Source organism: Paraburkholderia caffeinilytica, assembly GCF_051027425.1.
In the GTDB taxonomy this organism is placed as follows: Bacteria; Pseudomonadota; Gammaproteobacteria; order Burkholderiales; family Burkholderiaceae; genus Paraburkholderia; species Paraburkholderia caffeinilytica_A.
In genome coordinates, this window is record NZ_CP186553.1 from 1,800,111 (window position 1) to 1,814,247 (window position 14,137).

At 63.0% G+C, this 14,137-nt stretch carries 11 protein-coding genes; 6 read left to right on the top strand and 5 right to left on the bottom strand.

Annotation, left to right across the window (positions count from 1 at the left end; genetic code table 11):
• Positions 1–47 precede the first annotated feature (47 nt).
• From ACOSV0_RS28500 to ACOSV0_RS28520, 5 genes are all read right to left on the bottom strand, one after another.
• The gene (locus ACOSV0_RS28500) at positions 48–1,349 is read right to left on the bottom strand and encodes an NCS2 family permease (protein ID WP_434115788.1); all 1,302 of its coding nucleotides are present in this window, start codon (positions 1,347–1,349) and stop codon (positions 48–50) included.
• Between the two features lie 324 nt (positions 1,350–1,673).
• Positions 1,674–1,931, bottom strand: a complete 258-nt coding sequence (locus ACOSV0_RS28505; protein WP_434115790.1) for a DUF4148 domain-containing protein — start codon at positions 1,929–1,931, stop codon at positions 1,674–1,676.
• Between the two features lie 148 nt (positions 1,932–2,079).
• Positions 2,080–2,853, bottom strand: coding sequence for a slipin family protein (locus ACOSV0_RS28510; protein WP_434115792.1), 774 nt, complete (start codon positions 2,851–2,853; stop codon positions 2,080–2,082).
• Positions 2,850–4,595, bottom strand: coding sequence for an NfeD family protein (locus tag ACOSV0_RS28515; protein WP_434115794.1), 1,746 nt, complete (start codon positions 4,593–4,595; stop codon positions 2,850–2,852). The genes ACOSV0_RS28510 and ACOSV0_RS28515 overlap by 4 nt, the downstream gene beginning before the upstream one ends.
• Before the next feature lie 124 nt (positions 4,596–4,719).
• Positions 4,720–5,775 (bottom strand): AraC family transcriptional regulator, encoded by a 1,056-nt coding sequence (locus ACOSV0_RS28520; RefSeq protein ID WP_434115795.1) that lies wholly within the window; start codon positions 5,773–5,775, stop codon positions 4,720–4,722.
• Positions 5,776–6,072: 297 nt separating this feature from the next.
• Here ACOSV0_RS28520 and ACOSV0_RS28525 point away from each other — a divergent pair, with 297 nt between their 5' ends.
• From ACOSV0_RS28525 to ACOSV0_RS28550, 6 genes are all read left to right on the top strand, one after another.
• Complete coding sequence (locus ACOSV0_RS28525; protein ID WP_434115797.1) at positions 6,073–7,206, top strand: acyl-CoA dehydrogenase; 1,134 nt, start codon at positions 6,073–6,075, stop codon at positions 7,204–7,206.
• A 180-nt stretch (positions 7,207–7,386) separates the two neighbouring features.
• A complete protein-coding gene (locus tag ACOSV0_RS28530; RefSeq protein WP_434115799.1) occupies positions 7,387–9,078 on the top strand; it encodes an AMP-binding protein in 1,692 nt (563 codons plus the stop codon).
• A 57-nt stretch (positions 9,079–9,135) separates the two neighbouring features.
• The gene (locus ACOSV0_RS28535; RefSeq protein ID WP_434115800.1) at positions 9,136–10,653 is read left to right on the top strand and encodes a CoA-acylating methylmalonate-semialdehyde dehydrogenase; all 1,518 of its coding nucleotides are present in this window, start codon (positions 9,136–9,138) and stop codon (positions 10,651–10,653) included.
• A 225-nt stretch (positions 10,654–10,878) separates the two neighbouring features.
• Complete coding sequence (mmsB, locus tag ACOSV0_RS28540; RefSeq protein WP_434115802.1) at positions 10,879–11,793, top strand: 3-hydroxyisobutyrate dehydrogenase; 915 nt, start codon at positions 10,879–10,881, stop codon at positions 11,791–11,793.
• The gene (locus ACOSV0_RS28545) at positions 11,790–12,608 is read left to right on the top strand and encodes an enoyl-CoA hydratase (RefSeq protein WP_434115804.1); all 819 of its coding nucleotides are present in this window, start codon (positions 11,790–11,792) and stop codon (positions 12,606–12,608) included. The genes mmsB and ACOSV0_RS28545 overlap by 4 nt, the downstream gene beginning before the upstream one ends.
• Positions 12,605–13,753 (top strand): enoyl-CoA hydratase/isomerase family protein, encoded by a 1,149-nt coding sequence (locus ACOSV0_RS28550; RefSeq protein ID WP_434115806.1) that lies wholly within the window; start codon positions 12,605–12,607, stop codon positions 13,751–13,753. The genes ACOSV0_RS28545 and ACOSV0_RS28550 overlap by 4 nt, the downstream gene beginning before the upstream one ends.
• Positions 13,754–14,137 lie beyond the last annotated feature (384 nt).

Here is a 14,137-nt window from a genome sequence, read left to right on the forward strand (position 1 = left end):
TACGCCGCGCGCCTTCGCTTCAGGCGCGACCGCGCCCGCCGCCGCGCTTATTCGCTACCGAGGTAGAAATACCGGAACAGGAAAATTGCCGCGATGATCCACACCACCAGTTTCACTTTGCGCGCCTGCCCGGTCAGCAGTTTCAGGCCGGCATAAGAGATGAAGCCGAACGCGACGCCATTGGCGATCGAGTAGGTGAACGGCATCAACAGCGCGGTCAAGGCGGCCGGCACGACTTCGGTGGCGTCGTCCCACGGCAGATCGAGCATTTCGCGCAGCATCAGGCACGACACGTACAGCAGGGCCGGCGCCGTCGCGTAGCCGGGCACCACGCCTGCCAGCGGCGCGAAAAACAGCGCCAGCAGGAACAGCACGGCGACGGTGAGCGCCGTCACACCCGTGCGGCCGCCGGCTTGCACGCCCGAGGCACTTTCGATATACGCGGTGGTGGACGACGTGCCCAGCATCGAGCCGGCCAGAATCGCCGTACTGTCGGCGAGCAGCGCGCGATTCAGCCGGAACATCTTGCCTTCGACCAGCAGGCCGGCACGATTAGCCACGCCCATCAGCGTGCCGGTCGCGTCGAACAGTTCGACGAGGAAGAACACCAGGATCACGTTCAGCACGCCGCCGGAGAGCGCGCCGCGAATGTCGAGCTGGAACAGCGTCGGGGCGATCGACGGCGGTGCGGAAACGATGCCGTGAAACTGATTGCCGCCGAAGAAAAAGCTCAGCACCGTCACGCCGACAATGCCGATCAGGATCGCGCCGCGCACCCGCAGATAGTCGAGCGTGACGATCGCGAAGAAGCCGATCACCGCGAGGATCACGTGCGGGTTGTGCAGGTCGCCGAGCGTGACCAGCGTGGCCGGATTGCCGACCACCACGCCGGCCGACTTCAGCGAAATGATCGCGAGAAAGAGGCCGATACCGCCGGTGATCGCAATGCGTATCGAATGGGGAATGCCGTTGACGATCACTTCGCGCACGCGAAACAGCGTGACGATCAGGAACAGGCAGCCGGAGATGAACACCGCGCCGAGCGCGGCCTGCCACGTGAAGCCCATGCCCTTGACGACGGTGTACGCGAAGTACGCGTTCAGGCCCATGCCGGGCGCGAGCGCAATCGGGTAATTGGCATAGAGACCCATGATCAGCGAAGCCAGCGCGGCCACGATGCAGGTCGCGACGAACACCGCGTCTTTCGGCATGCCGGCGTCGCCGAGAATCGCCGGGTTGACGAAGATGATGTAGGCCATCGTCAGGAAGGTGGTGAGTCCGGCGAGCACCTCGGTGCGCAGATTGGTGCCGGCGGCTTCGAAGCCGAAGTATCGTTTTATGGAGTCCATGAGGCGGGTCTCTCGTTGTTCAAAAAGCGTTTCTTGTGGTTGATACGGGCTATGCGCGGCAAATAAACGCGCGACCCTGCCGTCCGACACGGCACCGGTCCGCCACGCGGCCAAGCCTACCGGCGGATTGTAATCATGATTGGCGGCAGCGAACGAACCGTGTTGCGTGACTGTGGCGGGGTTGCCGAAGGGGCGAGATGATACCTTGCCTGCGCGCGGGGCGGCGCGGCAAGCCAATTTACGATGTTGCGGCAGAGGGACGGTGGGCTTTCGGAGGGAGTGGGGAAAGACGGGGCCCGGCGCACCAGGCCCGAACGAGGCTGATTACTGCGTCGTGCTTGTGCCCATCTGCTGCGCCCGTCGCGCGGCGACGATGCGGCCCGCGCGTTGCGCGTTGTCCGGATAGTCGATCCAGTCGAGCGGATCGTAGCCGGCGGCGCGCCATTCGGCCAGATCGGCTTTCACCTGGGCGCGCGTTAGCGGCGCCGAAGGGTCGTATGGCCGCGAGGTCTGTGCAAACGCGGTGCTCATACTCACGGCGGCTAACAGCGCGCCGAGTCCAACGAGAGAGGCGATTTTCATGATTAGCTCCTATGGAGCGGTAAAAAACAACCCTTGAATTTTAGTTTTCGCATGCATTTCGAGTAAGTCGATTGAAGGCAATGCACCGTTTCATCCTGTGATCCAATGTGTCCCCAGTTGACCTGCGCGGACCTGCGCGACCGCCGGTTCAGGAGGCCGACGGCTTGCTGAACCGATCCAGCACCGCGCTGAGCAGATCGATCGGCAGCGGAAATACGATCGTCGAATTCTTGTCGGCGGCAATCGTCGTGAGGGTTTGCAGGTAGCGCAACTGCATCGCCTGCGGTTGCCGGGCGAGGGTCTGCGCCGCTTCCAGCAGATGCTGCGAGGCCTGCAATTCGCCTTCCGCGTGAATCACCTTGGCGCGCCGTTCGCGCTCGGCTTCCGCCTGACGCGCAATCGCACGGATCATCGTCTCGTTGATGTCCACGTGCTTGATCTCGACGATCGACACCTTGATGCCCCACGCGTCGGTTTGTGCATCAAGCACCTTCTGGATATCGGCGTTCAATTGCTCGCGCGCCGCCAGCAGGTCGTCGAGTTCGTGCTTGCCGAGCACCGCGCGCAACGTGGTTTGCGATAACTGGCTGGTCGCCTCGAAATAACGCGCCACCTGGATGACCGCCTTTTCCGGATCGACCACACGGAAATACACCACCGCGTTGACCTTCACCGACACGTTGTCGCGTGTAATCACGTCTTGCGGCGGCACGTCGAACACGACGGTGCGCAGATCCATGCGCACCGCCTGCTGCACGACCGGGATGATCAGTACGAGGCCGGGCCCCTTGACCTTCCAGAAGCGCCCGAGCATGAACACCACGCCGCGTTCGTACTCGCGAAAAATCCGTATCGATGAAGCAATCAGGGCGGCCGCCAGCAGAATCAGAATGCTGCTGAAGCCGAATGTGAAACCGATCATGAGCGTTCTCCTTGTTGTAGTGCTTCCGCGGGCACCACGGTCAGCGTCAGTCCGCGCCGCGCGGTGACGCGCACCGCGTGACCGGCCGCGACCGGCGCCGTGCTGGACACCCGCCAGCGTTCACCCTGCACCTGGGCCCAGCCGGCCAGCGTGCCACCCGTTGCGGCGTCGCCGGGCAGCGGTCCATCGTCCGGCAACAGGCCACCGTCGAGCACGACGCCCAGACTGCCGATCAACCCTTCCGAGCCGGTCACCACGGGCCGGCGTCGCGCCCGCAACGCGAGTCTCGACACGCCGAATACGAACACGACGCTGAACACGACCACCGCCGCGATCAGGGGCAGCGGAATGCCGTAGCCGGGCACGTCGGTATCGATCAGCATCAGCGCGCCGATCACGAACGCGACTATTCCGCCGAAGCCGAGCGAACCGAAGGTCGGCAGAAACGCCTCGCCGATCAGGAACGCGATGCCGAGAAAGATCAGGCCGAGTCCCACGTAATTGACCGGCAGCATTTGCATCGCGAAGAGTCCCATCAGCAGACTGATGGCGCCGACTACGCCCGGCAGCACGAAGCCCGGATTGGCGAACTCGAAGAACAGGCCGTACATGCCGATCATCAGCAGAACCAGCGCGACGTTCGGATCGGTGATGACCGCGAGGAACTGGCTGCGCCAGTCGGCCTCGAGTGTGACGACCGGTGCATTGGCGGTGTTGAGCTTGACGTCGCCGCGGCTCGTGCTGATCGTGCGGCCGTTCACCTGGCGCAACAGGTCGGGAATGTCGCGCGCATTCAGATCGACCACGTGCTGCGCGAGCGCTTCGCTGGCCGACAGGCTGACGGCTTCGCGTACGGCGCGCTCGGCCCAGTCGGCGTTGCGTCCACGCATTTGCGCGAGACCGCGGATGTAGGCGGCGGCGTCGTGGACCTGCTTGCGCAGTTCGGTGGATTGGGTGTCGAGTGGAAGAGGGGCGCTGGTGGCGCTGGCTGAGTTGCCGGTGTTTGCCGAGGGCGCGGAGTTGGCGGGGTTGTTCGGGGTCGCTGAGTTGGCAGAGTTAGTAGAGCTTGCCGGGGTCGCCGAATTAGCCGAATTAGCCGAGTTCGCCGAATTAGCGGAGTTCGCCGGGTTCGCGGAATCCGCCGAACCAGTCGCTCCGGGCGCATTTTTCGGCGTGCCTGCGCCGCCCCCCGTACCAGGCAATCCCGGCATCCCGCCGCCGCCCGCAGGCGGCTCCGCACCGCCAATGCCCATCTGGATCGGCGTCGCCGCGCCGAGATTGGTGCCCGGCGCCATCGCCGCGATATGGCTGGCGTAGACGATATAGGTGCCGGCGCTCGCCGCTCGCGCGCCGCTCGGGGCGATAAAGGTGGCGACCGGCACCGGCGAGCCGAGAATCGCCTTGATGATCTGCCGCATCGACGTATCCAGTCCACCGGGCGTGTCGAGTTGCAGCACTGCGAGTTGCGCGCGATCGTCGGCGGCGCGCTGCAGGCTGCGCACGATAAAGTCGGCGCTGGCCGGACTGATTGCGCCGCTCACCGGGATCACGACAACGCTATCCGGCGCGGCGGCGGCCTCGGCAACCCAACCCCGCGGCGCGTTTTCGCACAACGCGAATCCAAATGCCAAAAGCACGCCGAACGCGGTCATGCCGCGCATCAACCGGCTCACGCCTGGGCTACGGATAAGCGCAGAGCGCGGACCAGACTGCCGGAACGGGAGACGTGGAAACGTGCTCATCGCTGACGGCTGCCGCGCCATGCCGACGGGTATCGGCCGGCGCGGGCCGATACCCCAAAAAAAGGCTGGCCTGCTGCTTACAGCTTAGTCCGATTCCGCGCGACGCGTGAAATCCGCACGTCGGCTAGTCCGATTCCGCGCGCCGCGTGAAATCCGCACGCGCTGGCCGGTAATCGCTCGGCCGCATGCCGGTCCATTTGCGAAACGCGCGATGAAACGCGCTCGGTTCGGCAAAACCCACGGCGCTGGCGATGTCGGCGATCGTGCGATCGGTGTCCTGCAGTTCGCCGATTGCGATGTCGCGCCGCAAGTCGTCCTTGATCGACTGATACGTATAGCCTTCCTGTTTCAAACGCCGCCGCATGGTGGCTTCCGCGACGTGCAGGCGCAGCGCCATCTGGTCGGCGGCGGGCCAGCCGGCCATCGGCAGCGCGCGCAGCATCTTGCGCACCCTGGCCGCAAGCGAGCCCGGATTGCGGTATTTGACGATGAAGCTGCCGGGTGCATCGCGCAGGAACGGCTTGACCGACTTCGTGGTCTGGATCACCGGCAGGTCGAGAAATGCCGGCGAGAGGTCGACATACGACTCCGCCTGATCGAACGTCATGTCGTCGCAGAACATCAGACGGTATTCATGCGCGGCAGGTGGCTCGGCGCAGCGAAAGCGCGCCTCGATCAATGGAATGCGTCGCCCGACCAGCCAGCACAGCAGACCGTAGACGACGATGAAGTAGGTCGCATAAGCGAACATGGCCGGCGATTTTGCGCCCTCACGTTCGACGAACCTGAGCCGTACCCGCTGCGCATCCGTCTCGATCTGTGCGCCGAGATCGTCCAGCACGAGCCGCATGAAGCCGACCGCCCGCGCGAGCGCCTGCGCGCCGTTACGCGCGGTCAGCGCCATCTGCGTCATCGCGATGAAGCTGCCGCTTTTCATACGATGCGAGTCCTGGCCGAAGAACTCGTCGTCCAGCGCGCGGGCGATGCCGGCCCACAGCGCGCCGTACTGCGTCGACGAGACCCGGCTTTTCGGCGACGCCAGCATCGTCGCCGCGATGCCGGCGGCTTCGGCAAGCGGCAGCGCCTCGAAACCGCGGGCCCGCGCCAACGCGAGCGCCTCCTCGACCAGACTGACGGAAATCGTGCCTTTATCGCTCTTGAGGTTCTTCAAGTTCTTCATGTTTCTCATGACGGTCTGGCAAACGCGCTCAACATTTTCCTTGTGGCGATTCGCTAAGCCTTTGAAAATGCGGCGTGAGTCAGGGCTTCATGATACCGGTATGGTAAATGCGCTCAATCAGAATGATCGGGCTGAGCATCGAACCTGTCCAGCCGCTTCCCTACACTTGGGCTCAACCGATTGCGGGAACGCATCGCCCGGAGACACCACGGCGAGGCCCGCGACGAGTCGCAAATGACGAGGCCGTGCCTCAACGTCGCGATGTGCCGCGACGCGATGCACATAACAGGATCGAGCATGGACAGCTTCTATACCGACGAACAGCGGATGATCCGCGACGCCGCCCGCGACTTCGCCACCGAGCGCCTCGCACCCTATGCCGGCCAGTGGGATCGCGACGCGAAGCTGCCCGCGGAAGTCGTGACGCAAATGGGCGAGCTAGGTTTTCTCGGCATGATCGTGCCGTCCGAGTGGGGCGGCTCCTATACCGACTACGTGGCCTATGCGCTCGCGCTCGAAGAGATCGCTGCGGGCTGCGCCGCCTGCGCCACGCTGATGAGCGTGCATAACTCGGTCGGCTGCGGGCCGATCCTGAACTTCGGCACGGACGCGCAAAAGGACCGCTATCTGCAGGACCTCGCCACGGGACGCCGCATCGGCGCGTTCTGCCTGACCGAGCCGCAAGCCGGCTCCGAGGCGAACAATCTGCGCACCCGCGCGGTGCTGCGCGACGGCAAATGGATTCTCAACGGCAACAAGCAGTTCGTGACCAACGGGGCGCGCGCGAACATTGCGATCGTGTTCGCCGTCACCGATCCCGACCGCGGCAAACGCGGCCTGTCGGCCTTCATCGTGCCTACCGATACGCCGGGCTTCAACGTCGGCAAACCCGAGCACAAGCTGGGCATCCGCGCCTCGGATACTTGCCCGATCTCGTTCGACGATTGCGCGGTGCCTGAAGCCAATCTGCTCGGCGAGCCGGGCGAAGGTCTGCGTATCGCGTTGTCGAATCTCGAGGGCGGGCGCATCGGGATTGCGGCGCAGGCGGTTGGCATCGCACGCGCCGCATTCGACGCCGCGCGCCTCTACGCGAACGAACGCATCCAGTTCGGCAAGGCGCTGAAGGAGCATCAAACGATTGCCAACATGCTCGCCGACATGGCGACCCGTCTGAACGCCGCGCGTCTGCTCGTGCATCACGCGGCACGGTTGCGCACGGAGGGTAAGCCGTGTTTGTCCGAGGCATCGCAGGCCAAGCTGTTTGCGTCGGAACTCGCTGAAGAGATCTGTTCGAATGCGATCCAGATTCACGGCGGCTATGGTTATCTCGAGGACTATGCGGTGGAGCGCCACTATCGCGACGCCCGTATCACGCAGATTTACGAGGGAACCAGCGAAGTGCAGCGGATGGTTATCGCACGGCATGTTTAAACGCAAGTTGGACGGCGTTTGAGCGCAAAATAGCCTGCCGGCAAGGTAAAAAGCAGAGCGCATACCGCGCCACAAACATGGGACCGGGGTAGGGCTTCAGCTGCCGATCGGAGTTCGCGCTTTAGTGCGCTACTCCGATCCCATGCAAAGCACTAACTCCGGTCGACATAGGAGACGACGATGACTGCAGCGAAGAGCTTTCTCGAAGCGCGTGACCTGTTATTGCGCCATCGAACCGATTACGACCGCGCCTACCGCGAATTCGCTTGGCCGGCGCCAGGCGCGTTCAACTGGGCGCTCGACTACTTCGACGTGATCGCGCGCAATAACGACAACCCGGCGCTGTGGATCGTCGACGATCCGGCAAGCGACGGCTTGCGTCTCTCCTACGCGCAGATGTCGGAGCGCTCGTCGCGCATGGCAAATTTCCTGCGCGGCCTCGGCGTGGGGCGCGGCGACCGTTTGCTGCTGATGCTGCCGAACCGCGTCGAACTGTGGGACGTGATGCTCGCCGCCATGAAGCTCGGCGCGATTGTGCTGCCGGCCACCACCCAGCTCTCCGCCGACGACGTGCGCGACCGTGTGCAGATCGGCGGCGCAACGTTCGTGGTGGTCGATAGCGCGGAGCTCGCCAAGTTCGATGCACTCGATGTGCCGCTCACCCGCATCTCGGTCGGCGCGCCGCGCGAAGGCTGGATCGATCTCGCCGCGGCCTATGATGCGTCGCCGCAATTCACGCCGGACGGCGTCACGCAGTCCACCGATCCGTTGCTGCTGTACTTCACGTCGGGCACCACGTCCAAACCGAAGCTGGTCGAGCACACGCACCAGAGCTACCCGGTCGGCCATCTGTCGACGATGTACTGGATCGGCCTGCAACCGAACGACATCCATTGGAATATCAGTTCGCCGGGCTGGGCCAAGCACGCGTGGAGCTGCTTCTACGCGCCGTGGAATGCGCAGGCCTGTGTGTTCGTTTTCAATTTCCCGCGCTTCGTTCCGAAAGACACGCTCAACGTGCTGGTGCGTTTCAACGTGACGACGCTGTGCGCGCCGCCCACCGTCTGGCGCATGCTCGTGCAGGAACACCTCGCCGACTATCCGGTGAAATTGCGTGAGATCGTCGGCGCGGGCGAGCCGTTGAATCCGGAGGTCATCGAACGCGTCAAGCATGCGTGGGGTATCACGATACGCGATGGTTTCGGCCAGACCGAAACGACCTGTCAGATCGGCAACTCACCCAACCAACCGGTTGTGCCGGGTTCCATGGGCAGACCGCTGCCGGGCTACAAAATCGAGCTCCTCGATGCCGACGATCAACCCGTCACCGAAGGCGAAATCTCGCTGCCGCTGGCCGAACGTCCGCTCGGTTTGATGACCGGCTACGCGAACAACGCCAATGCCACCGCGCAAGCCATGCGCAACGGTTTCTATCACACCTCCGACGTCGCGTTGCGCCGGGATGACGGCTACTACGTCTACGTCGGCCGCGCGGATGACGTCTTCAAATCGTCCGACTACCGCCTGAGTCCCTTCGAACTCGAAAGCGTGCTGATCGAACACGAAGCCATCGGCGAAGCGGCCGTGGTGCCGAGTGCGGATGCGTTGCGCCTGTCGGTACCCAAGGCGTTCGTCACCGTGCGCCAGGGCTACGAAGCCGGCCCCGAACTCGCGCGCGCGGTCTTTGCGTTCTCGCGCGAAAAACTCGCACCGTATAAGCGGATTCGCCGCCTGCAATTCAGCGAATTACCGAAAACCATCTCCGGCAAGATCCGCCGCGTGGAATTGCGACGCCGCGAAATGGAGCGCGAGGCCGAGCCCGCGCGCCTGCCCGGCGAGTATTGGGAAGAGGACTTCCCGGATCTGCGTTAATCAAATTTTCCCAGTCACTGTCCGGCCGCCACGCGGCCATTGCACAGGAGTTCCAGCATGAGCGCAATTGCTTCGAACCATGCCGCCACCGTCAAACTGCTGATCAACGGCGAGTTCGTCGAATCCAAAACCACCGAATGGCGCGACATCGTCAACCCGGCTACGCAAGAGGTGCTCGCACGCGTGCCGTTCGCCACCGCCGATGAAGTGAACGAAGCGATCCGCTCGGCCCACACCGCGTTCAAGACGTGGAAGGACACGCCGATCGGCACGCGCATGCGCATCATGCTGAAATACCAGGCGTTGATTCGCGAGCATTCGCCGCGCATCGCCAGGACCTTGAGCGCAGAACAAGGCAAGACCATTCCCGATGCGGAAGGCGATATCTTCCGTGGGCTGGAAGTGGTCGAGCACGCCTGCTCGATCGGCACCTTGCAGCAGGGCGAATTCGCCGAGAACGTAGCGGGCGGCGTGGATACCTACACGTTACGTCAGCCGATCGGAGTATGCGCCGGTATCACGCCGTTCAATTTCCCCGCGATGATCCCGCTGTGGATGTTCCCGATGGCGATCGTCTGCGGCAATACCTTCGTGCTGAAGCCGTCCGAGCAGGATCCGCTGTCGACGATGCAACTGGTCGAACTGGCGCTCGAAGCCGGTGTGCCGAAGGGCGTGCTGAATGTCGTGCATGGCGGCAAGGACGTGGTCGACGCGCTTTGCACGCACGATCTGGTGAAAGCGATTTCGTTCGTTGGTTCGACGGCAGTCGGCACGCACGTTTATCGCCTCGGCAGCGAACACGGCAAGCGCGTGCAATCGATGATGGGCGCCAAGAATCACGCCGTGGTGCTGCCTGATGCGAATCGCGAGCAGACCTTGAATGCGCTGGCCGGTGCAGGTTTCGGTGCGGCAGGGCAGCGTTGCATGGCGACTTCCGTGGTGGTGCTGGTCGGCGCGGCGCAGCAATGGGTGCCCGATCTGGTCGCGAAGGCGAAGACGCTGAAGGTTAACGCAGGTAGCGAGCCGAAGACGGACATCGGCCCGGTGGTCTCGCGCGCGGCAAAGCAACGCATTCTCGGCCTGATCGAAACGGGCGTGAAAGAAGGCGCGACGCTCGCGCTCGATGGCCGTGACGTAAAGGTTCCGGGTTACGAGCAGGGCAATTTTATCGGTCCGACGGTTTTCACTAACGTCACTACCGAGATGGAAATCTACCGTCAGGAGATATTCGGCCCGGTGCTGGTGGTGCTGAATGCCGCCACGCTCGATGACGCGATCGCGCTCGTCAACAGCAATCCGTTTGGGAACGGTGTGGGTCTGTTCACGCAAAGCGGCGCGGCGGCCCGCAAATTCCAGAGCGAGATCGATATTGGACAGGTCGGCATCAATATTCCGATTCCTGTGCCTGTGCCGTTTTTTAGCTTTACCGGTTCGCGCGGCTCGAAACTTGGTGATCTCGGGCCTTACGGGAAGCAGGTTGTGCAGTTCTACACGCAAACTAAAACGGTTACTGCGCGGTGGTTCGATGACGATACGGTCAATGATGGTGTCAACACGACTATCAGCCTGCGTTGATCTCTAAGGCTGAGGGCTTTGCATGGGATAGGAGTAGGCGCTGAAGCGCTAGCTCCCGTCGACAGCTTTGCATGGGATGGGAGTAAGCGCTAAAGCGCTAACTCCCATCGACAGCTTTGCATGGGATGGGAGTAAGTGCTAAAGCGCTAACTCCCATCGACAGCTTTGCATGGGATGGGAGTAAGCGCTAAAGCGCTAACTCCCATCGACACCGGAGGCAGCATCATGAAAATAGGTTTTATCGGACTCGGCAACATGGGCGCGCCGATGGCGCTTAACTTGCTCAAGGCGGGCCACGCGGTCAACGTGTTCGACCTCAACGCGCAAGCGGTGCAGACCCTCGTCGACGCAGGCGCCAAAGCGGCAAGCTCGCCGAAAGCCGCGGTGACCGACGTCGAATGTGTGGTGACGATGCTGCCCGCCGCCGCCCACGTGCGCAGCGTGCTGATAGCGGATGACGGTGTTTTCGCCGGCATCCCGGAAGGCGTGACGATCATCGATTCGAGCACCATCGACCCGGCAAGCGTCAAGGCGTTTGCCGAGCTTGCCGAGCAACGCGGCAATACGTTTGTCGACGCGCCCGTCTCGGGCGGCACCGGCGGCGCGGCGGCGGGCACGCTGACCTTCATGGTCGGCGGCAGCGCGGATGCGTATGAGCAGGTCAAGCCGGTGTTGTCGGCGATGGGCAAGAACATCGTGCATTGCGGCGAGACCGGTACCGGCCAGGTCGCGAAGATCTGCAACAACCTCGTGCTCGGCATCACGATGGCAGGCGTGGCCGAAGCGATGTCGCTGGGCGAGGCGCTCGGCATCGATTCGAAAGTACTGGGCGGCATCATCAATACCTCGACGGGCCGCTGCTGGAGTTCGGACACCTACAACCCGATGCCTGGCGTGATCGAAACCGCGCCGTCCACGCGCGGTTACACCGGTGGCTTCGGCACCGATCTGATGCTCAAGGACCTGGGCCTCGCCACCGACGCCGCGAAATTCGCGCGTCAACCGGTGTATCTCGGCGCTTTGGCTCAACAGCTTTATCAGACGATGAGCGCAAACGGTGCGGGACGTCTGGACTTCTCGGCGGTGATCAAGCTCTATCGTCAGGATACCAAAGTTAGCAAGGACGGAGGCGCGTCATGATCGAACTCGACTACGCCCACGACGGCGCCGTCGCGCTGCTGACGCTCAAACGGCCGCCCGCGAACGCGTTCACACCGGACGGCTTGCTGCTGTTGCAACAAACCGTCGAGCGTTTGAACGGCGAAGCGCGCGTGCGGGCCATCGTGATTACGGGCGACGGCCCCAAGTTCTTCAGCGCGGGCGCCGACCTGAACACCTTCGCTGACGGTAACCGCGAAGTCGCACGCACGGCGGCGACGCGCTTTGGCGCGGCCTTCGAGACTTTGCAGAACGCGCGGCCGGTGGTGATCGCAGCAATCAACGGCTACGCGATGGGCGGCGGGCTCGAATGCGCGCTGGCCTGCGATATCCGCATCGCCGAGCAACACGCATTGATGGCTTTGCCCGAAACGGCAGTGGGATTGCTGCCGTGCGGCTGCGGCACGCAGACACTGCCGTGGCTGGTCGGCGAAGGCTGGGCCAAGCGGATGATTCTGACCGGCGAACGCGTCGATGCAGCGACCGCGTTGCGTATCGGTCTGGTCGAAGAAGTGGTGGAGAAGGGCGCCGCGCGCGAGGCCGCGCTGACCATGGCGGCGCGTGTCGCAACATTGAGCCCGCAAGCGGTCGGCTTCAGCAAGACGCTGATTCACCAGGGGCGCAACGGCGTGCCGCGCGCGGCGGCCCTGGCGGTGGAACGGGAACGCTTTGTCGATCTGTTCGACGGCGCCGATCAGCGCGAAGGCGTCAATGCGTTTCTCGAGAAGCGCGCGCCACGCTGGCAGGTGACGCAAGCTGAGCCGGTTGGCAACGCCGAGCAGGAGACGCATCGATGAGCGCCGTGCAGAGCGTCGCGCTCGATGCGAGCGTAGAAGCGGAGCGCGAGATTCTGTTTCGCGTCGTCAACCGTGTGGCGATCATCACGCTGAACCGGCCGGCCGCGCTCAACGCGCTATCGCACGCGATGGTGCGCGAGCTTGCCGTCCTGGTCGAACATTGCCGTACCGACGACGGCATCGTTGCCCTCGTGCTGAAAGGTGCGGGCACCAAGGGTTTTTGCGCCGGCGGCGACGTGCGCGAAGTGCACCGGCTCGCGAAAAATGGCGACCACCGGTGGCTGGCGTTTTTCGTCGACGAATACCGGCTCGACTATGCGCTGCACACGTTTCCGAAGCCGGTGGTCGCCTTGCTCGACGGTATCTCGATGGGCGGCGGCATGGGGCTCGGCCAGGCGGCGCGGTTGCGTATCGTGACGGAACGCAGCAAGATCGCGATGCCGGAGACGCGTATCGGTTTCCTGCCGGACGTCGGCGCGACGCGTTTTCTGAGTGTGATGCCTGCTGAGGTGGAACTGTATGTGGGGCTTACGGGTGTGGCGTTGTCTGGTGCCGATGCGTTGCGTTTGCTACTCGCTGATCTGTGCGTGCCGGCGGAGTGGCTCGGTACGTTCGAGGAACGCCTGCAGCGTATGTCGCACTCGGGGGATTTGATGGCTGCGTTGCGTGGCGTGTTCGAGCCGCCGTGCAACATCATTCCGCATGCTGCTTTGGGGCCTTATACCCAGTTGATCCTGAGACATTTCGATCGGCGTTCGAGTATCGAGCGGATTGTCGCGACGTTGCGGCATGATCTTGAGCGCGAGCTGCCGCGTGAGGTTAAGCAGTGGCTGCAGTCTGCTTACGATGCGATGACTGGGCATTCGCCTACGATGCTGTATGTCACTCGCGAGGCGCTTTTGCGAGGTAGGCAGATGACTTTGGCTGAGTGCTTCCGGATGGAGTTGGGCATCGTTAAACGGGTGATCGAGGAGGGTGATTTCTGCGAAGGTGTGCGGGCGCAGTTGATCGATAAGGATCGTAAAAGCCGATGGGCGCCGGCGACGCTCGCGGAGGTGCGGGCTGAGCGGGTTCAGCATTTTCTGGCTTCGCCGTGGAAGAGGGAGATGCATCCGTTGCGTGCGCTGGGGGGGGAAGAGGGGTGATTTGGGTTTGTGTTGTTCTGTTTTTTTTGTGTGCTTGCAGTGGTGGGCTTTCCTTGAATTTTTGCTGGTTTATTAGCGTTCGCTATCTGTGGTGGATCTGAATTCTTTGGCCTTTCCTTGATTTGTTATCGGTATATTAGCGTTCGCCCCTGTGCGGGGCAGGCACCTACTTTTCTTTGCCTGCCGCAAAGAAAAGTAGGCAAAAGAAAGCGGCTCACACCGCCAGCTTATAAGCGGGTCCCCCGCACAGTCGCGGTAGTGGTGCATCTGGAATCTGTGTTCTCGCACATTTGGCGTATGTGACAAGGCAGTCATGCTTCCGGCGGCGCTGCGCGCGCCGACGCGGTACTTCAGCGGTGTTTTAGCGGTGTTTCCGGGGTGTTT